General features: G+C 57.5%; 22 protein-coding genes, 1 tRNA gene and 1 pseudogene. 8 read left to right on the top strand and 16 right to left on the bottom strand.

What is annotated here, in order from left to right:
• Window positions 1-264: 264 nt before the first annotated feature.
• The 4 genes from MSKU9_RS01840 to MSKU9_RS18440 all read right to left on the bottom strand — a co-directional run bounded on the left by MSKU9_RS01840 (window position 265) and on the right by MSKU9_RS18440 (window position 4041).
• Window positions 265-1044, bottom strand: coding sequence for an acetoin reductase (locus tag MSKU9_RS01840; RefSeq protein WP_141259654.1), 780 nt, complete (start codon window positions 1042-1044; stop codon window positions 265-267).
• Window positions 1045-1170: 126 nt separating this feature from the next.
• Complete coding sequence (locus MSKU9_RS01835) at window positions 1171-2619, bottom strand: carbohydrate porin (protein ID WP_227000688.1); 1449 nt, start codon at window positions 2617-2619, stop codon at window positions 1171-1173.
• Between the two features lie 802 nt (window positions 2620-3421).
• Complete coding sequence (locus tag MSKU9_RS01830; RefSeq protein ID WP_227002308.1) at window positions 3422-3829, bottom strand: glutathione S-transferase C-terminal domain-containing protein; 408 nt, start codon at window positions 3827-3829, stop codon at window positions 3422-3424.
• Window positions 3775-4041 carry a glutathione S-transferase N-terminal domain-containing protein gene (locus MSKU9_RS18440; protein WP_227002307.1) on the bottom strand — a complete coding sequence of 89 codons (267 nt, stop codon included), beginning with the start codon at window positions 4039-4041 and terminating at the stop codon, window positions 3775-3777. Before MSKU9_RS18440 ends, MSKU9_RS01830 begins: the two co-directional genes overlap by 55 nt.
• A gap of 475 nt (window positions 4042-4516) precedes the next feature.
• Between MSKU9_RS18440 and MSKU9_RS01825 the strand changes: the two genes are divergently transcribed.
• The 6 genes and pseudogenes from MSKU9_RS01825 to MSKU9_RS01800 all read left to right on the top strand — a co-directional run bounded on the left by MSKU9_RS01825 (window position 4517) and on the right by MSKU9_RS01800 (window position 8460).
• Window positions 4517-4942: an NADH-quinone oxidoreductase subunit A gene (locus tag MSKU9_RS01825; protein WP_141259652.1), complete on the top strand. Its 426-nt coding sequence runs from the start codon at window positions 4517-4519 to the stop codon at window positions 4940-4942.
• Window positions 4939-5574, top strand: a complete 636-nt coding sequence (locus MSKU9_RS01820; protein WP_141259651.1) for a NuoB/complex I 20 kDa subunit family protein — start codon at window positions 4939-4941, stop codon at window positions 5572-5574. Before MSKU9_RS01825 ends, MSKU9_RS01820 begins: the two co-directional genes overlap by 4 nt.
• A 4-nt stretch (window positions 5575-5578) precedes the next feature.
• On the top strand, window positions 5579-7342 hold the full coding sequence (gene nuoC / locus MSKU9_RS01815) for an NADH-quinone oxidoreductase subunit C/D (RefSeq protein WP_141259650.1): 1764 nt from the start codon (window positions 5579-5581) through the stop codon (window positions 7340-7342).
• Window positions 7329-7820: an NADH-quinone oxidoreductase subunit NuoE gene (gene nuoE, locus MSKU9_RS01810; RefSeq protein ID WP_141259649.1), complete on the top strand. Its 492-nt coding sequence runs from the start codon at window positions 7329-7331 to the stop codon at window positions 7818-7820. The genes nuoC and nuoE overlap by 14 nt, the downstream gene beginning before the upstream one ends.
• Window positions 7817-8215 (top strand): annotated as a pseudogene (locus MSKU9_RS01805) (NADH-quinone oxidoreductase subunit F); the annotation flags it as partial. The gene nuoE and the pseudogene MSKU9_RS01805, both read left to right, overlap by 4 nt.
• Window positions 8216-8383: 168 nt before the next feature.
• Window positions 8384-8460 (top strand) — tRNA-Met (locus tag MSKU9_RS01800).
• A gap of 338 nt (window positions 8461-8798) precedes the next feature.
• Here MSKU9_RS01800 and MSKU9_RS01795 read toward each other — a convergent pair.
• The 5 genes from MSKU9_RS01795 to MSKU9_RS01775 all read right to left on the bottom strand — a co-directional run bounded on the left by MSKU9_RS01795 (window position 8799) and on the right by MSKU9_RS01775 (window position 11563).
• A complete protein-coding gene (locus MSKU9_RS01795) occupies window positions 8799-9422 on the bottom strand; it encodes a hypothetical protein (protein ID WP_141259648.1) in 624 nt (207 codons plus the stop codon).
• Entirely contained in the window at window positions 9419-10222 is an 804-nt protein-coding gene (locus MSKU9_RS01790) for a hypothetical protein (protein WP_141259647.1), read from the bottom strand. The genes MSKU9_RS01795 and MSKU9_RS01790 overlap by 4 nt, the downstream gene beginning before the upstream one ends.
• 44 nt (window positions 10223-10266) lie before the next feature.
• Window positions 10267-10416, bottom strand: coding sequence for a hypothetical protein (locus MSKU9_RS01785; protein ID WP_227002305.1), 150 nt, complete (start codon window positions 10414-10416; stop codon window positions 10267-10269).
• Between the two features lie 110 nt (window positions 10417-10526).
• The gene (locus MSKU9_RS18020; RefSeq protein WP_162515708.1) at window positions 10527-11312 is read right to left on the bottom strand and encodes a phage antirepressor KilAC domain-containing protein; all 786 of its coding nucleotides are present in this window, start codon (window positions 11310-11312) and stop codon (window positions 10527-10529) included.
• Complete coding sequence (locus MSKU9_RS01775) at window positions 11309-11563, bottom strand: hypothetical protein (protein WP_141259645.1); 255 nt, start codon at window positions 11561-11563, stop codon at window positions 11309-11311. The genes MSKU9_RS18020 and MSKU9_RS01775 overlap by 4 nt, the downstream gene beginning before the upstream one ends.
• 297 nt (window positions 11564-11860) lie before the next feature.
• Between MSKU9_RS01775 and MSKU9_RS01770 the strand changes: the two genes are divergently transcribed.
• Together MSKU9_RS01770 and MSKU9_RS01765 are read left to right on the top strand one after the other, a co-directional pair.
• The gene (locus tag MSKU9_RS01770; RefSeq protein ID WP_141259644.1) at window positions 11861-12163 is read left to right on the top strand and encodes an Arc family DNA-binding protein; all 303 of its coding nucleotides are present in this window, start codon (window positions 11861-11863) and stop codon (window positions 12161-12163) included.
• Window positions 12164-12519: 356 nt separating this feature from the next.
• Window positions 12520-12975 (top strand): hypothetical protein, encoded by a 456-nt coding sequence (locus MSKU9_RS01765; protein ID WP_162515707.1) that lies wholly within the window; start codon window positions 12520-12522, stop codon window positions 12973-12975.
• Between the two features lie 3 nt (window positions 12976-12978).
• On the opposite strand, the gene MSKU9_RS18705 is transcribed toward MSKU9_RS01765, so the two are convergent.
• From MSKU9_RS18705 to MSKU9_RS01735, 7 genes are all read right to left on the bottom strand, one after another.
• Window positions 12979-13110 carry a hypothetical protein gene (locus MSKU9_RS18705; RefSeq protein WP_264371832.1) on the bottom strand — a complete coding sequence of 44 codons (132 nt, stop codon included), beginning with the start codon at window positions 13108-13110 and terminating at the stop codon, window positions 12979-12981.
• Between the two features lie 8 nt (window positions 13111-13118).
• The gene (locus MSKU9_RS01760) at window positions 13119-13694 is read right to left on the bottom strand and encodes a hypothetical protein (RefSeq protein WP_141259642.1); all 576 of its coding nucleotides are present in this window, start codon (window positions 13692-13694) and stop codon (window positions 13119-13121) included.
• A 21-nt stretch (window positions 13695-13715) separates the two neighbouring features.
• A complete protein-coding gene (locus MSKU9_RS01755; protein ID WP_227002303.1) occupies window positions 13716-13997 on the bottom strand; it encodes a hypothetical protein in 282 nt (93 codons plus the stop codon).
• A gap of 75 nt (window positions 13998-14072) precedes the next feature.
• Window positions 14073-14411 (bottom strand): hypothetical protein, encoded by a 339-nt coding sequence (locus tag MSKU9_RS01750; RefSeq protein ID WP_141259640.1) that lies wholly within the window; start codon window positions 14409-14411, stop codon window positions 14073-14075.
• A gap of 1 nt (window position 14412) precedes the next feature.
• Window positions 14413-14895 (bottom strand): hypothetical protein, encoded by a 483-nt coding sequence (locus tag MSKU9_RS01745; protein ID WP_141259639.1) that lies wholly within the window; start codon window positions 14893-14895, stop codon window positions 14413-14415.
• Window positions 14892-15350 (bottom strand): hypothetical protein, encoded by a 459-nt coding sequence (locus MSKU9_RS01740; RefSeq protein WP_227002302.1) that lies wholly within the window; start codon window positions 15348-15350, stop codon window positions 14892-14894. Before MSKU9_RS01740 ends, MSKU9_RS01745 begins: the two co-directional genes overlap by 4 nt.
• Window positions 15351-15360: 10 nt before the next feature.
• Window positions 15361-16467 carry a hypothetical protein gene (locus MSKU9_RS01735; protein ID WP_141259638.1) on the bottom strand — a complete coding sequence of 369 codons (1107 nt, stop codon included), beginning with the start codon at window positions 16465-16467 and terminating at the stop codon, window positions 15361-15363.
• Window positions 16468-16698 lie beyond the last annotated feature (231 nt).

Raw genomic sequence — 16698 nt, 5'->3', positions numbered from 1 at the left:
GGGACAGAGACAGGCAGTATGAACTACCGATAACCTCGACGTTCCGCTTTTATGCTGCCCCGCCATGCAGCCTGATATCCAGAAAAACCGACCGTTTCCCACAGACCTGAATATGCTGTCATTCCTGCGGCTACAGGTAGATAAGGGACATTTAAATTCTGTTACGTGTTATAATAACTGACCTGATAGCCCCATAAAACCTGCACACAAACCAGTCCATGCGTCTGCAGGCAACGCGGCCATAGGCAGAATGCATCGAACGGTTCAGCGGAATACCATTCCCCCGTCGATCAACACCGATTGCCCCGTCATGTAATCTGAATCCGCACTGGCAAGCCACGCGACAAAGGCGGCGACATCATCTGGCGTTTCCGCCCGGCCAAGGGTGATCCCACTGACATATTTCCGATAGGTTGCGCCAATTTCCGCACCGGTTGCTTCTGCCATGCGTCGGTCTATATCCACCCACATATCGGTCCCGACCACACCGGGACAATAGGCATTCACGGTAATGCCAAAGGGAGCAAGTTCCTTTGCCGCCGCCTGCGTCAGTCCCCTGACCGCGAATTTTGTAGCGGAATAGACCCCAAGGAAGGCATACCCTTCATGCCCGGCGATGGAACAGGCATTGATGACCTTTCCCTTATGGCCCAGCTTCCTGAATGCCTGCGCCGCTGCCTGAATACCCCATAACGTACCATTGACATTGATCTGGAAAATACGATCCATATCTTCCACACTCACATCCAGTAATGGCCTGACCTGCGCCACACCGGCGTTATTGACCATGATGTCAATGCCACCCAACTGGTCCACCGCCCGGTCAATCATGGAAAAGACCTGCTCGCGCACACTGATATCGGCAGCCAGCGTAATGACCCTGCGGTCAAGCGCCAGTATTTCCGCACGAACATCAGCCAGCCGGTCCTGATTGATATCCACCAGCGCCAGATCTGCCCCGTCACGCGCCAGACGCAGTGCAATACCACGCCCGATGCCCTGTGCGGCACCTGTAACAACAGCTACCTTGCCAACAAGAGACATGAATAGTGATCTTTCTTTTTTATTTCCACACCATGGGATATGGCAGGACACCGAAAAAACGCCCGATTCAATAAAAAGATTTAAGGAAACGTATTCTTTACCAGAACCATACCGCACACATCCATTTCAGAACGCGACATTCATGGCAGTGCTTAATACTACAGCATCCTTGAATACCGTAGTGCCACCAACATGATTGACATACTGGAAATCCGGTTTGATCGACAGGCCTTCTACTATATGGAAACCGTAATAAGCCTCATAAATCGTCTCGTGACCCTGAACACCATACGGTATGCCGAAATTTGCTCCCGGCAGGGCAAGGCCATGGGTTGCAGCCGCTTCCTGTGACAGGATGGCAGAACGGCTGAAACTGGCCCACAGGAAGGCAATACCCACACTGTCAAGCGGACGATGCCACAATGCGCCCGTATCCATAAGGACAGCCATGAAGCTATGCTTGATCTGCGAAGTCTGGCCGGATGCATAGGCATAATATCCGCCCAGTATCAGTCCATTCATTTCGCCCGGGCCACGGCGGACCAGCATCTGGTCGGCTATGACCCATACGGATGTCTGTCCGCTTTGCCTGCGGGCAGGCTGGCCGGTCAACACCCATGGATTGCCATGGATATCTTCATACAGGTCATCATACCGCGAATTATCATACATCGCACCCAGCTTGTAATGCCCGGCCAGATGGTTATGCCCAAAGGCAGGAAGCCAGCCGATTTCCGCCTGTGTCGATAATTTACCCAGTCCATCCTGCGCCCATGACCAGCCGGAAATACCCCCATTGTAATTATGGGGCGAAACAGCAAACAGTCCCCCCATGACATAAAGTTCTTTCATTGGCATTACACGCAGGATGCCGCCGATATTACCCGAAGGCCAGCCACGCCCGCCACGCAGGAATTTGGTTGGCGCCTCGCCCCCGCACAGCCATACATTCATGAAGTTGCAGACCCATGGCGAATTCTGGAAAAACGCACCGGTCGGTATCCAGCCCACGGACAGATCCACCTTACGCGCGAACCATGCCTTTTCAAAATATGCCCAGACAAGATGGGCCAGCACATTGCCACGGCTGCCGTAAATCTGCTGTACCTGATTGCTGTTGTCACCAAACAGCCGACTGAGGTTACGGCCATGTCCATTGACCACAAGCATATGCAGCCACAGATCCTTCGTCCATGCGCGTGAATGCAGCAGCGTATCCCAGTCAACATCCAGCGTGGTCCCCACCTGCCCCGCAACAGTATAATCACGCTTTTTCCCGCCCATGACATTGCCGGCGAGATCTTCATAAACATCCAGCGCAACATACAGCCCGCGTTTCTGCAGCCAGGGCTGGATACCGCCCCAATCTCCCAGCATATGCGTGGTACCATAGGGCGGACCGAACGAAGGCGGTCCATAGGGAGCCTGAAGAAAGCCGGGGATCGTTTCATAAAAGGGTGTTGTCGGCTGTGTTTCGCCATAAGGCGTAGGGTTCGAAACCTCCGGCAGCTTTTTTGTTACTGTCTTTGTGCCGAGGATCCTGCGCAACCATGCAGGCTGTTGTGTACTTTCCACGGTGGATGTTCCGGTTGCGCCCTGATCCGCGGCACGGGCAGGCAATACACGCAACATACCCAAGGCCAGACATATGACCATCAGGGTCAGACATGTCATTCTGATATGGCGAGATGCCTTCCCGATCCTGAAGACTGCCTGAAAACAAATCGTTGATAAAAAACAATAAAGGCTTTTGAGCACTGCCTTCTTGAAAAAATCTGCCTTATGATTGCAGGAACTTCCAAAGGCTGACTTTTTAAACAGTCCCTTATCAATATAATGATAGAGAACCGATAATAAAAACCATTCATGAGGAACGCGCATGCCCTAGACCTCACGGAAATGCATGTCATGCTGCCAGGAACATGATATTCCCAGAAAACAGCACAAGACAGGTCATACCCACAAACGGATAGAACAGATATTTGCAACATGTCGCCACATCCATTATCCGGAAATCCGGGCAACAGTCATCAACAGTCCTGTTTTTGGGTATGGATTTATTATTTATTATAGAAAATATTTTTTTATTTTTTCTTCATCTTCATTGCCTTATTTTATTATATATTATTAGGCGAATTTCATTATTTATTAAAAAATAGACAGCGGAAATTATAAAATTCATTCCATACTGTCTGAAACCCTATATTTGTTCAGATCCATGCATGCATCATACACAACTGCAGGGTAGGACCATTTCAGTTACATGGACATTCTGGTAGCTCACTTCCCTTTCCTAAAAGGCATAATATGGCCTGTGCCCGCTAACGGATATCTCCCGCTTCAGGTTGCCTGACGATGCAGGGATATTTGCACGTGTCTAATGAAGTAAAATTGGCGCGTCACCTTCCTGCCATGGGGCAAGGCGACACATGGCGCGACCAAATAGTGGCGACGTCAGAAACGCCTGCAACCATTCCTGCAATCGTACCAAGGGAACGCTGGCAAACCAGTCCGGATCGGTTGCGGCAAACTGGCGTACAAACGGCGCGATAGCAGCATCAGTCAGACCAGGCCGGGCACCATGCAGGAAGAATCCTTCTTGCAGTATCTTATCAATATTTTCCAGAATCTTCAGCGCTTCAGCCCTGTGGCAATCGGGGTTGGACTGGTAGCGGGTCGCATATTTGTAACGGTCCAGATGATATTTGAAGGGACCGTCATTCTGCGCGATCAGGTCATGCCGGATATTGAACAGCCAGTGCTGCGGGTCATGCTGTCCCAGCACATGATATCCAGACTTTCGTCAACAACCGTATGATCAGGCAGGACAAAAACAGGCACCGTTGCCTTGGGTGAGGCACGCAGCATGCTGGCAGGCTTGGCTGAAAGCCTGACCTCCCGGATTTCACATTCCATACCACTGGAAAGCAGGGCCAGACGCGCCCGCATGGCATAGGGACAGCGGCGAAAACTGTACAGCACGGGTCTTGCGGTCATCTCTTTCCTGTTCGGCAACCTTCTGTCCAGACTGACATGATACAAAAACACACCATAATCAGGCAAGGACACCTCCATTCCGTAACGGACCGCATGGGAAAAACTTGCATGACCGGGCCGCAACTTCCCTTTCCCTGTTGCGTATAAGCAATTGGCAGCATATTGCGGCATTCCATGCATCCAGCCGGAATACGCAAATATTGTTTGAAATTAACTGGCCGATAAAAAACAATAAAAGCTCCTGAATGTCACCTTTTTAAAAAAGACGTCGTTTCAGGAAGCTTTTTGAAAAACTTTGCCAAAAAATTTCCTTATGATCACCCGATAGCTCAAGGGCTGACTTTTCAGACAGTCTTCAGGGGATGCATGCAGACCCTTCGTGAAGCATTGACCGGTTATAATCCTTCAATGCGGACCGTAACGACACAGATCGCCTCCGTTTAAAATAAAACGAACAGAAACGGAATTACCAGTCATGGAAAACATTTCCAATATATGGCCAGTTTTCACCTATGCCGTCGTCATAGCGCTGCTTCTGGCCTGCATGTTGGGACTGTCGGCTATAACCGGCACCCGGCGGGACGGCAGGGCCATGGGCCGTTCCATGTCCATGGCTTTTGAATCCGGTATTGTCCCCACGGGTTCAGCGCATCTGCGGCTGTCTGTACAGTATTATCTGGTAGCCATGTTCTTCGTCATTTTTGATGTTGAAACGGGCATCCTCCTGACATGGGCAACAGTCGTAACCGAAACGGGATGGGTCGGTTATGCTGCCGCCGTCGTCTTTACTGCCTTTCTGGCCCTTTCCCTTGCCTATCTGTGGCGTGCCGGGGCGTTGGACTGGGGTCCACGGGTCCGCCCATACCAGATACCCGATACGCGAAAGGATCACGCGGCATGAACTGGTCCCTGTCTTCCCCAAATACCGCCGGACATACGCAGGTTTCCTCCAGTTTCAGTGAAACCCTCCGCCGCAATCTGGTCATGGGCCGGTTGCAGGATTTTGTGGCATGGGGGCAGAAAAATTCCATCTGGCCGCTGAATTTCGGCCTGTCCTGCTGTTATGTGGAAATGGCGACGGCGTTCACCAGTCGTTTCGACATTGCCCGCTTCGGTTCCGAAGTGCTGCGCGCAACACCACGTGAAGCCGACCTGATTGTCATTTCCGGCACAGTATTCGTCAAGATGGCCCCGGTCATCCAGCATCTGTACAACCAGATGCTGGAACCACGATGGGTCATCTCCATGGGATCCTGCGCCAATTCCGGCGGCATGTATGACATTTACAGTGTCGTGCAGGGTGTAGACAGCTTCCTGCCGGTAGATGTGTATGTGCCCGGCTGCCCGCCCCGCCCCGAGGCGCTGCTGGAGGGGCTGCTGCTATTGCAGAAATCCATCGGTACACACCGCAGGCCCCTTAGCTGGCTGATGGGACCGCAGGGGGCGGAACCCGTGACCCCGCCCAGCCTGCGCGATGAAAAGCGCGCCCTACGCCAGAGCATGCGCGACCTGCGCACGCCCGACGGAATCTGACATCATGAGCACCACCCTCACCCCCACCCGCGAACAGAGTCTTGCGGACATAATTTCGGATCATCTTCCCAATGGTAGACTGGCCACCCAGCCAGCATGTGATGGCGTTTCCATCATCTGGATTACGCCGGACAACCTGCGCCCGGCCCTTGCAGCGCTGAAAGCGGCTACCGCATCAGCCATGCTGCTTGACCTGACGGCCATAGACGAACGTGAGCGCACACACCGCGCCGGACAACCACAGGCCGCGTTCACGGTCGTCTATCACCTGATCTCGTTGACCACCCGCACGGATGAGGTCCGGATCAAGGTACCCCTTGGCGCAACCGCCCCCGCCCTTCCCAGCATCTGTGACCTGTGGCCGGGCGCCAACTGGTATGAGCGCGAAGTATGGGACCTGTTCGGTATCCATTTCCATAACCATCCCTGCCTGCGCCGCATCCTGACCCCACCCACATGGACCGGACACCCGCTGCGCAAGGATCACCACGCCCGTGCCACCGAAATGCCGCCCTACAGCCTGACAGAAGAACAAGAAGCACGCGAACAGGACGCCCTGCGCTTTGACCCATCCGCATGGGGCATGCGGCGACATAGCGACCACAGCGATTTCATGTTCCTCAATCTCGGCCCCAATCATCCCAGCGTGCATGGGGTTTTCCGCATCATGCTGCAACTGGAAGGCGAGCGGATTGTCGATGCCGTACCCGATATCGGCTTCCACCATCGCGGCGCGGAAAAGATGGGCGAACGCCAGTCATGGCATACCTATATCCCCTATACCGACCGGGTGGATTACCTCGGCGGGGTCATGAACAATTTCCCCTATGTCATGGCGGTCGAGACACTGGCCGGGATTACCGTGCCGCCACGGGCGCAGATGATCCGCGTCATGCTGGCGGAACTGTTCCGCATTGCCAGCCACCTCGTTTTCTACGGCACCATGGCGCAGGATGTAGGGCAGCTTTCACCAGTGTTCTATATGTTTACCGACCGCGAACGCGTGTTCGGGATCATCGAGGCGATATGTGGCTTTCGCATGCACCCGGCATGGTTCCGCATCGGCGGCGTGGCCATGGACCTGCCTGACGGGTGGGAAGGACTGATCCGTGCCTTTCTCCATGACCTGCCCGGACGGCTGGATGAATACGACGCCATGGTCATGCGCAATCCGATCTTCCGTGCCCGGACGAAAGGGGTCGGGGTCTATACCACGGCGGAGGCTACTGAATGGGGCGTCACCGGGCCGGGGCTGCGCGCCACCGGTCTGGCATGGGATTACCGCAGGCATGCGCCCTATGCCTGTTATGGTCAGCTTGAATTTGACATTCCCACCGGCGCCAGTGGCGACTGTTATGATCGGGTTGCCGTGCATGTGGAAGAAATACGCCAGAGCCTGCGCATCATCCGCCAGTGCGTGGACAACATGCCCGCAGGCCCGGTCAAGGCTGACCACCCGCTGACAACCCCGCCGCCCAGGGCGCGGACGATGCATGACATCGAAACCCTGATCCACCATTTCCTTGGCGTAAGCTGGGGGCCGGTCATTCCACCGGGTGAAGCGCGGGCCAGCATCGAAGCCACGAAAGGGGTGAACACCTATACGCTTGTCAGCGACGGGGGCACCACATCATACCGCACCCGTATCCGCACCCCATCCTTTGCCCACCTGCAGATGATCCCCCTGCTCAGCCGCGGCATCATGATCGCGGACCTGATCGCGATCCTGGGCAGCATTGATTTCGTCATGGCCGATGTTGACCGCTGATACATCCCTGCCCACGCCCATGCGGGCGGAAATCCTGGCGCTTGCGGCGCAGGAACTGCATCCGCGTGGCGCGGGTGTCGCAGCGCTGCGACTGGTGCAGGCCCATTTTGGATGGGTCAGCACGCCGCACCTGCGCGAAGTGGCCGAACTGCTGGACATGTCGGCGGATGATCTGGATGGCGTCGCCACCTATTTCAACCTGCTGTTCCGCAGGCCGGTCGGACGGCATGTCATCATGCTGTGTGACAGCGTTTCGTGCTGGATCATGGGGCGTGAACCGCTATGCGCCCATTTGTGCCGGAAACTGGGCATAAGGCCGGGCGAAACCACGGCAGACAACGCCATGACACTGCTGCCCACGGTATGTATCGGGCATTGTGACCATGCCCCCGCCATGCTGGTGGACAGCACGCTGCATGGCAATGTGGATGCGGCCATGCTCGACCACCTGATCGACACGCTGAGGGTCACGCCATGACATCCCCTGCCGAAAGGCCCCTGACTGCCATGATTGATCCTGCCGCCGGGCCACCGGACTGTGCGGCATACGGGCGCGCGGGCGGCTGGCAGGCCGCGCGCCTGGCATTGGGCGGCCTTGCCCCGGCTGACATCATTGACATGGTGACACGCTCAAAACTGCGCGGGCGTGGGGGGGCAGGCTTCGGGACCGGGCAGAAATGGAGCTTCGTGCCGAAAGAACCCGCAATCGAACGCCGCAAATACCTGATCGCCAATGCTGACGAGATGGAACCGGGCACCTTCAAGGACCGCCTGCTGCTTGAGGGCAATCCCCTGCAGTTGGTTGAGGGCATGATCCTTGCGGCCTACGCCGTGCAGGCCGGGCATGGCATCATCTTCCTGCGCGGGGAATACTGTTCATTGTTTTTATTGAATAAGTTTCCCAGTTTTCCGCCCGTGCCAGCATGATCCGCCAACGGCGAAAGGAAACTATCTCTTGTACTTTGTTGCGCCGCGCCCTATGATGTAATCGCTGCGCCACACCCATCTCCGTGGGGCCTCCGCATGTGGCGCAGCACCTGACGCAGGGTAGAGCAGTCTGGTAGCTCATCTGGCTCATAACCAGAAGGTCACAGGTTCAAATCCTGTTCCTGCAACCAATTCCACTATTGAAATCCAGCCCCGGTAATGTATGATGCTTGTGACCTCAGGACAGCATACATCACCGGCGCGGCTCCCTCAGTTAATGACGGGGGCCGTTGCTTTTTGGGTCATTCGACGACAGATAGGCAGAACTGTTCCACACCCTCAGCCGTCAAGTAATCCTTGACAGTTGGCCGCCTTAACGGCCTCTGCCGTTCTGTTATGAAAATCCGGTTTTGCTTACACGTTTACCGAACGTGTAAGAAATCCTTACATGTTCAACTGTTCCCTGCTTGGAAGCGGTTCGACCTGCACCCTCTCCGCAAACAGAACAGACGGTGCAGCCAGCGCCAAATCATCGACGGCCACCGACAAACGGCGCGACCAGTTCATGTCCAACGCATTCGCTCGCGGACCAGGTATCAATCATCGCCTGCACCCTTCCCCGCAGCTCCTCGCGGTCGGCAATCAACCGGGCGGCCTCGGTATGCCGGGCATCGTCATTCTGTGCCAGCATCTCGGTCTCGTATCCAAGCTGCCGCGACATCTCGACATCTGGTAGCGACGACAGCGGAGCGTAGGCCACCGACAGGCTGACCGTCTGGCCGCGCGTCCGGGTGGCATCACCCTGCACGCCGAATGTGGGCGCTGTCGTGATCGCTCCTACGCTGAACTGACCACCCTGCGTGAACTGCCCGGATAGCTGCAACGTCACGTCTCCGGCAATCGTGCCCACCACCGGGTCGGCTCGGTCCTGACTGCACTGCGCCGCCCGGACGGCGCGGACGAATAGCGCATCCTGAGCCGGGGTCCAGTCGCCCGCATGCGATACCGACACCACCCCGGCCTGTGCCAGACTGGACTGGATACCTGCCATGGCCTGCGGAATGGTCGTGCTGACCTTGGCCGGATGAACAGCGCAGCCGGACAGGCCAATCATGCAGCCGAGCAGGAAGGCTATCCGGTCGCCCCGGGTCACGACGCACCCCGCAGATATGCCGCATTGGCCTCGACCAGCGCGGCCCAGTCGTCACCAGCCGGATACAGGCCACCGGGGGCGTGCAACTGTCCCCACGCCAGCCCGTGCGCCTCCATGATGCGGGACCGGACCCAGCGCCATGTTGCTTTCTGCTTGCTGCCCCATGTCAGCAGCGTGACCAGATCGGTATCGTCCGTTCCCGAATAATCCCACAGCAGCAGGCAATGGCCGCCCGCGCTGCCCGGTGTCGAATCACCATGGTCGGCTGGACTGTCCGTGTCCCATACGGGCGGCAGGTTGCCGTCCTGATCCTCCCACATATCCGCCGTGGCAAGCTGCACACCCAGATAGGCGGCGGACAGGCCAGCGGTGATGTTGCGGATGCCGTTCAGGTCGCCCGGATCGGCACTCCCCCAGCACGGATACAGGGTCTGGTCTGCCAGAGCGTAGCCAGCGCGGGAAGCCGATGTCAGCACGTCAACCTCCACGCCGCCGTTGTCCGTGCTGGGGTTGCCCGGCACGTAGCCGGTGGACTGGCTGTAAAACCGGATGACCGCCTCTGTGGTGATGCCTGCCACGTCAAACCCGGACAGGGATGCCGTAGCATGCAGGTGGTTGCCGATTCCTGCACTGGTGCAGTCCCCCAACGTGTCATTCCCCAGCATAGCGGGGCGCGGGTTGATATGATCGCGGATCAGGCGCGGCGGGGCCTGCCGGGCGCAGAAACCGCGCATGACGGATAGATGCGGCTGGCCGGGACGGTGTTCAGCCGGGCGGCAGCCGAGTAAGCGATTTGTCATGATTTTCCCAATAAAAAAGGCGGCTCCGAAGAACCGCCTCGTGGTTAAGCAATCTGTTTTTGTCGTTCCGGGTGAAGCGTCACTACCCGCCGCCGTTGCAACCAGTCCTGCCGGGCCTGCTCGACATAGGGGCGGATGCCACGGCGCTTCTTGATCTGTAAAAGCAGCAAGGCAATGTTGGCATTGGCGTCCATGTCTCTGGGATCGCGGCTATGGACACGATCCCACCCCTCGCACTCGGCCATCCAGACAAGAAGCTCTTCATCTGGCGGCAGGTGTCCGCTGATGGGGTTTTCTGTCAGGGCTACGCCGGGGTTGGCTCCTTGGCCTTGGAGAAAGGGACGCGGACGCTACCGGCCTCCATCACTCCAAAGATTTCGGCCAGCCGGGCAATGCCCTTCCGCGTGATGCGGAAATCATCGGAAATCTTTTCCTGCCCGGTCCGCTTGTCCTCATACAGGCGCGGGACGAGACGCACATACCCGTGTTCAAGCCCATATGATGCCGGACGGATATCACGACCCTGACGGCAGGCCCACTTGCGCTCAAACAGCATGTCGCGCACGCGATTCTGCCCGACCTTCAGTTCTCGGCCCGCATCGCGGATGCCAAGCTCTCCATCCTTCTCGGCAAGGATTTCCAGACCGGCGGCCTTCGGGGCCAGTTCCAGGTTCTCCGCCTTTAGTGCATCACGCTCCTTGGCAAGGCGACCGGCTTCAAGAAGGGCTTCCGCGTAGGTCTGGGGGATGGCGGGTGCAGCAGTCGCGGGCTTGAAATAACTGCGGACAAGCGCCTTCTGGACCTGCCAAGCAAGATCATCCGTGAATGACTTTACCAGCATGGTGTAGCCGGACTCAGATAGCAGGGTAAGGCCATTTGGGGCCGTAAACCCCATATCACGAGCTTCGGACGAATTTCGTACGAAGTAATCTTCACCTTCGATCAGGTGGGCCTTATTGGCATTAAAGTTCCGCCGAGCGGTTCCGTCTGGACGCTCATGCAGTTCATCCATCATCTTGAAGGTGATGACGCGCTGTCCGGCATATGCGACCACATGCACGTTGTGGTTATTGATGGCAATCTGGGTCATACTGCATCTCCTTCGCCAATGTAGGCCTTCAGGATCGCTGCAATTTCGTATGCTGCATGACATTTCGCCGTATGACGAACAGGTTCATCCATATCTTCTAGATGGATATCAACCTTTGTCCGGCAAAGATGCTCTATCTGGTCGAAAGATATACGGCGATTTTCACGACCAAAATGCTCGCAAAGCTCAATGGCCTTGCGGATGCCCGGAATCATTGCAGGCGTGATGCCTAATGTGATAATGTCAGTCATAGGAATGGTTTCCTTGTGGGTTACTGTTCAGAGGCATCGGGGGATGTGGCCTGCAAGCTGTTCCCCGGTGCCTTTTCTTTTGAGATGAGAACTGCATGAAGCAGTTCGTTGACTTCTGCCGTCACGCTCCGACAATTCGTGAAAGCTGACTGGCGCACCGCCTCATACACATCAGGTCGAAACCTCATGGTCATTCGCGGGCAATCGTTGAATGGACTGGTAATTTTTGCCTCCATGCTAGTAGCACACAATATGTGCCATGGCACAACAAATGTGTAAATAGGCAAAACACATAAAATGTGCCACCTTACGTTTATGAGTGACGATGATCGATACCGCCGGTTTAATCTCAGGATTCCGAAGGACGTGTTTGCGGCCCTTCAGGTAGTGGCTGACGCGCATTCACACTCTATGAACGCAGAGATCATTCAGCGGCTTGAGCAGTCGCTTCAGATCGGCGGCCTTATGCCTACGGTAAAATCCGATGAACTGACCCCGGAAGAGTCACTTATGATGAGGATCTGGCGCGAAATGACCCATGACCAAAAGCTAGCAATGATGGCATTTCTTAGAAGCTTCTTGAGTATGTCATCATCCTGACAGCAAAAAGCCGCCCGAAGCCATCCGCCGCCTGATCGCGAGGGGGCTTGAGGTGGATAAGGGCTGAATTTTACCCCCTGAATCCGCAGAGCCACGCCATTCATGAGAGATATGGCAACCTGCTTCCCATTCATGCTATGCGTTCCTGCACGATGCATATGAAGCCCTCATCAGGGAGGAAACCAGTATGGCCAGTCATGCGCGACGTTTGATCGCGAGCACGATCGCCGGGTTTGCGGGCCTGCTCACTTTTGCGAGTCCGGCTGAGCATCACCCTGTTCCAACGGCAAATGAGATCAGCGCGCGCTCATGGGGGCGTGTGGGTTCATCACTGCGAAGAGCAATGAAGGATGCGGATGCCCGAACATCATCCCCCGCAAAATCCCTCAACCCGGACGCCTGACAAAGTTACCGCAAATGTCGGCCCGATAACTGGCCATCCCCTTTTGGGTATTCCGGGCGCGACTGCGGTTTTCCAGAAGCACAGTGGGCCTTTGCCTCCCGCAAGCGAGCTTGCGGCATACGGTTCAGTTCAGGCAGATATGCCCGAACGCATTCTCCGCATGGCAGAACAGAACTCCGAGGATGAGCGGCTGAGGCTGCAACGGGAGCAACTCCAACGGTTTTGGTTGGATATGACAGGGCGTATTCTTGGATTCCTGTTTGCGGTAGGGGCTCTTATTTCGGGAATTATTCTATGCTTGAACGGGCATGATTGGGCTGGGGGAAGCATCGGAGCGGCAGCGGTAGGAGGGACGGTTATGGCCTTGATTACCGGGAAATACGCTCAAAACATCAAGAAGTCAGAGTGATAATTAAGGCGCAGGAGGCCCAAGCGTGTCGTCGATCTGCCGTTCACGCCGGGCCTCCCGCCATGCAGCTATGCCGAACGCCAGCACCTGCGAGAACGCCGCACCGGTCAGGAACAGGCCTAGACCGGCGAGCATGTGGGTGGTCATCCCTGCGAAGCCGCGAAGATGGCGATTTCACCGATGGCCGCATTCGGGTCGGCGGATGCAGCACGCAGGCGCGGACCGGACATGTCCACCATGGCCTTGAGCAGGTCGATCAGCGTTTCTGCCGCCCCTGCCGCCGTCTTGGCCTCGGATACCACGCTGCTGGACAGGCTCGCCGCCGTGCCGGTGATGGTGGAGATGATGAGCGTGTCCACCTTCTCCACATCGACAAGGATGCTGTCGAACGCAGCTTTCACGCTGGCGCTGTCATAGCTGACGGATGTGCTGGACCCTGCGGCGGACTGGAACGCGGCCAGCGCGGATTTCAGCGATGCGATGACGGTATTGGCCAGTGCAAGATTAGCGGTCCCCATCGCGGACGCCACGAACGACACATTGATGGCCGTGCTGGCAAAGGACAGGATCGCGTTGCCGTAGTCCACGACTGAGGACACGTTCAGGGTGGCGGTGGTGGTCGTGCCGGACTTCGAGACCGTGCAGGCTGCCATACCGACAGCGGCCAGCGTTCCGGCCCCGGCACGCAGCAGGGACCGGCGGGAGATATTCGGGTTCATGATGATTTCCTTGTTGATCGGTCAGGAAGCAGTGGCGACGGTTGGGGTCGCAGTCGTCGCGGGCTTCGCCTCGATCGCCGTCTTGAGATCGGAAATGCCGGTGAGGATTTTGGTCAGGGCAGCGTCAATGCCGGAAAGATCAAGGTTCGGAGCGGCCTTCTCGACGATGACCGGCAGAAGCGTCTGCAACAGGTTCCCAGCCAGAGCGATATCGGCCTGCGTCGTGGCCGTGTCCTTCTTGCCCAGCGCGGTTTCAACGAGGCTTTCGAGGGCCGGAATGGCGGTGGTGTTCGTATCGGGCATATCTGCCGTCTCCATATGAAAAAACCGCCTCGCGGGCGGTTGGGGAATCAGGATGATTGAGCCGGGACCGGCCAGTCACGTAGGGGGTTCGGGCTTACCCTTCCTGTTCAGGACCGGGATTCCTGCGGCGGTTACGGCCTGCTTGGCGGCAGGCTTGTCGGCAAGCGGCACACGCACGCCGCCCTGCCCCGGCTTGAAGTGATTTTCTGCCCAGCCGATATTCAGACCGATGGTGACCATAAGCTGATAGGCCACGGCCCACCGGCTGCCCGCATGTGGCGGCGGGATGATGGCGGCGGCGGCACTACAGGCGAAGACGAATATCGCGGCATACAGCGTGTATTGCTCCGGCACCTCTGTCAGCAGGAGTGCAATGACAGCCCCGAGGCCGCCGAGTTTTGCGGTGGTGTTCATGTCATGCCTCAATGGCCTGCTGGAACAGGGCGACGTGTGCTGCGTCTACGTCCCCTGCCCCCAGCGATGTGTTGTAAATCCGCTTCCACGTATGCGCCTGCCCTACAGCGTCATTCGCGGCAGGCAGCGGGTCAGGCGACCGGTAGTATTTCAGCCGGGCCATGGCGCAGGCATAGGGCGCATTTCCCACCACCTGCCGCGCTCCTACCGGTCGGTTGCTCCGGATGGACAGTAGCGACCGGGTCAGGCTGTTCAGGCGGCTGTCAGACAGGAACGTAGCCCAGATGTCATCATGGGTTGCAGGCTCCATCTGCCACAGACCCAGAGCGGGTCCGCCGCCATTCTGCTGCACATAGGTAAGTCCGCTTTCCACCAGGGCGGTTCCGGTAAGCAGGTTGACCGCAGCATCCCCGCCAAGGCCAATGGCGTTCAGGGCCGGAACGACAATTTCCGCCTTGAACTGGGACAGGTTCAGGCCGGTCATGGCCCATATCCAAACGCACGCTTGCAGAACGACCATGCGGCATCGCCAATCTGGCCCCATCCCAGCAGGCCGGTAGCCAGCACGATGAACGTCATCGTCACCCACGAGGTCAGTTTAAGGCCGCCCTCGATGCGGGCCAGCCTGCCCGAAATCTCGGCATTTCGTTCCGTGGCCGTGTCGGTCATGTCGTCCACGCGCTGCATGATCTCGCTGCGGGTCTGGGCCGCTGTGTCAGTGACCGATCGCGTGAGGTCGCGCCTGAGTTCCGAAAACTGGACTGACAGGGTGCTTAGTCCGTCGCGCAGGTTGTCGTGGCCGCCTTCGACCTTGGCCTGACGCTCACGCATGCGAACAATCTCTTCGCGCACGCGCGCCAGATCCTCGACCGTGGCGCAGCGCATGGGGGAGGCCTGCTGCGGCGGGTCTTCAGTAGGATAAATTGTGTTGGTCGGCATTGAGTTATCCTTAGGCGACCTTGCGCCATGAAATCGTAGTGCGCTTACCGGCCCCGGACCCGAAAATGTCCACGACGTAGAGATTGCCGCCAACGCCGATGTGGTATGTTCCCCACGCGTTCGACGAGAGATAGAACGTGCTGTCAATCACCGTGGCGGTGGTGGTGATGGTTCCGCTGTCGAGGGTGTAGCCCTTGAACGAGGTCGCGCCCCATGCCGCCGTTTCGTAGATATCAACCGGCGTGATGCTGCCGGATGTGGAAACAATCGACAGCGATCCGGTGGCGCTGGCGGAATAGGCCATGGTCAACGTCAGGCCGCTCGACCCCAAAGTCAGGGACAGGCTGCTGCCCGAGGCGGACAGATCGCCCGTGACAGAGCCTTGGAGCGCGTCAACTGTGCTTTTTGCCAATGCCGCAGCGTTCGCGATTGTCTCATACGTCGCGGCGGCGTTGTTCACCTGCGTATTGAGCGCGGCAACTGTCGCGTAGGTCGATGCCGCCGTTGTCTGGCTCACGAACCGCGCCGCAGCGGATTCCGTGTTGAGGGCTGCTGTTGTGCTGTCTGCCGTCGTGGTATCGGGGACGTAGGCAGCTGTGGTGACGCTCAGGGTATCGGTTTTCGTTCCGCCAGATACCGCAATGCCCTTGTCCCCAAACTTAGCGTCCCGTGAGACGTTGTTGTCAGGATCGGCAAAATAGACGGATGCGAAACGCTGCTCCCCAAGGAAGCTGTTGCCGCCATTCAATTGCGAGTAAGTGGCCGCCGCAGCGGTGGCGGTCAGATACGACGACAGGTCAGGCGTGCTGGAGAAGTCGCATATCTGGGGCACGCCCGAACTGTCCACGGAACAGACGGGAACCGTGGGAATGACCGCCTGATACTGCCCGTTTGGCAGTTTATACGCCATCCGCGCATCTGCCGTGCCCGCTGCGCCGGTTGACGTGCAGACAAGTGGCGTGCCCGCGCTACTCACGCCGCAGGTAGGCGATACCGCCTCAACCGCCTTATACTGGCCGCCCACTGATTTATAGGCCATGCGCGCATCCGTTGCATGCGCTGTCAGGGAGGCGGACAGGATGCCGAGAATGGCAGCCAGAAATATGGATTTTCTCATGCTTTTCTCATAAAAAAACCGCCTCATCGGGCGGTCGGGCAGGCGCGTACTGTCAGGCGCGGGATCAGGACGCAGCGGCAGGCGGCGTGTAGATGCTGCCGACCGGATATCTGCCGTCCGCATCCAGCGCGAAAGCCAGACCGGCAGGCGCTGCAACACCGTCCAGACCTGTCAGCATCTGGGTTGCGATGACTTCTCCCGCAGGCAAAAGCGTCACAACCGCAGGTGTCA

Origin of the sequence: Komagataeibacter diospyri (assembly GCF_006538165.1) — a bacterium.
Classification (GTDB): domain Bacteria; phylum Pseudomonadota; class Alphaproteobacteria; order Acetobacterales; family Acetobacteraceae; genus Komagataeibacter; species Komagataeibacter diospyri.
Note: the sequence above shows the minus strand (reverse complement) of the source record. Positions and strands in the feature narration are given on the sequence as shown.

Coding starts and splice junctions, on each gene's coding strand:
- MSKU9_RS01840 (WP_141259654.1), bottom strand. CDS start 1,044: ATGTCTCTTGTTGGCAAGGTAGCTGTTGTTACAGGTGCCGCACAGGGC.
- MSKU9_RS18440 (WP_227002307.1), bottom strand. CDS start 4,041: ATGACCGCAAGACCCGTGCTGTACAGTTTTCGCCGCTGTCCCTATGCC.
- MSKU9_RS01825 (WP_141259652.1), top strand. CDS start 4,517: ATGGAAAACATTTCCAATATATGGCCAGTTTTCACCTATGCCGTCGTC.
- MSKU9_RS01820 (WP_141259651.1), top strand. CDS start 4,939: ATGAACTGGTCCCTGTCTTCCCCAAATACCGCCGGACATACGCAGGTT.
- nuoC (WP_141259650.1), top strand. CDS start 5,579: ATGAGCACCACCCTCACCCCCACCCGCGAACAGAGTCTTGCGGACATA.
- nuoE (WP_141259649.1), top strand. CDS start 7,329: ATGTTGACCGCTGATACATCCCTGCCCACGCCCATGCGGGCGGAAATC.
- MSKU9_RS01790 (WP_141259647.1), bottom strand. CDS start 10,222: ATGACAAATCGCTTACTCGGCTGCCGCCCGGCTGAACACCGTCCCGGC.
- MSKU9_RS01785 (WP_227002305.1), bottom strand. CDS start 10,416: ATGGACGCCAATGCCAACATTGCCTTGCTGCTTTTACAGATCAAGAAG.
- MSKU9_RS18020 (WP_162515708.1), bottom strand. CDS start 11,312: ATGACCCAGATTGCCATCAATAACCACAACGTGCATGTGGTCGCATAT.
- MSKU9_RS01775 (WP_141259645.1), bottom strand. CDS start 11,563: ATGACTGACATTATCACATTAGGCATCACGCCTGCAATGATTCCGGGC.
- MSKU9_RS01770 (WP_141259644.1), top strand. CDS start 11,861: ATGTGCCACCTTACGTTTATGAGTGACGATGATCGATACCGCCGGTTT.
- MSKU9_RS01765 (WP_162515707.1), top strand. CDS start 12,520: ATGCCCGAACATCATCCCCCGCAAAATCCCTCAACCCGGACGCCTGAC.
- MSKU9_RS18705 (WP_264371832.1), bottom strand. CDS start 13,110: ATGCTCGCCGGTCTAGGCCTGTTCCTGACCGGTGCGGCGTTCTCGCAG.
- MSKU9_RS01760 (WP_141259642.1), bottom strand. CDS start 13,694: ATGAACCCGAATATCTCCCGCCGGTCCCTGCTGCGTGCCGGGGCCGGA.
- MSKU9_RS01755 (WP_227002303.1), bottom strand. CDS start 13,997: ATGCCCGATACGAACACCACCGCCATTCCGGCCCTCGAAAGCCTCGTT.
- MSKU9_RS01750 (WP_141259640.1), bottom strand. CDS start 14,411: ATGAACACCACCGCAAAACTCGGCGGCCTCGGGGCTGTCATTGCACTC.
- MSKU9_RS01745 (WP_141259639.1), bottom strand. CDS start 14,895: ATGACCGGCCTGAACCTGTCCCAGTTCAAGGCGGAAATTGTCGTTCCG.
- MSKU9_RS01740 (WP_227002302.1), bottom strand. CDS start 15,350: ATGCCGACCAACACAATTTATCCTACTGAAGACCCGCCGCAGCAGGCC.
- MSKU9_RS01735 (WP_141259638.1), bottom strand. CDS start 16,467: ATGAGAAAATCCATATTTCTGGCTGCCATTCTCGGCATCCTGTCCGCC.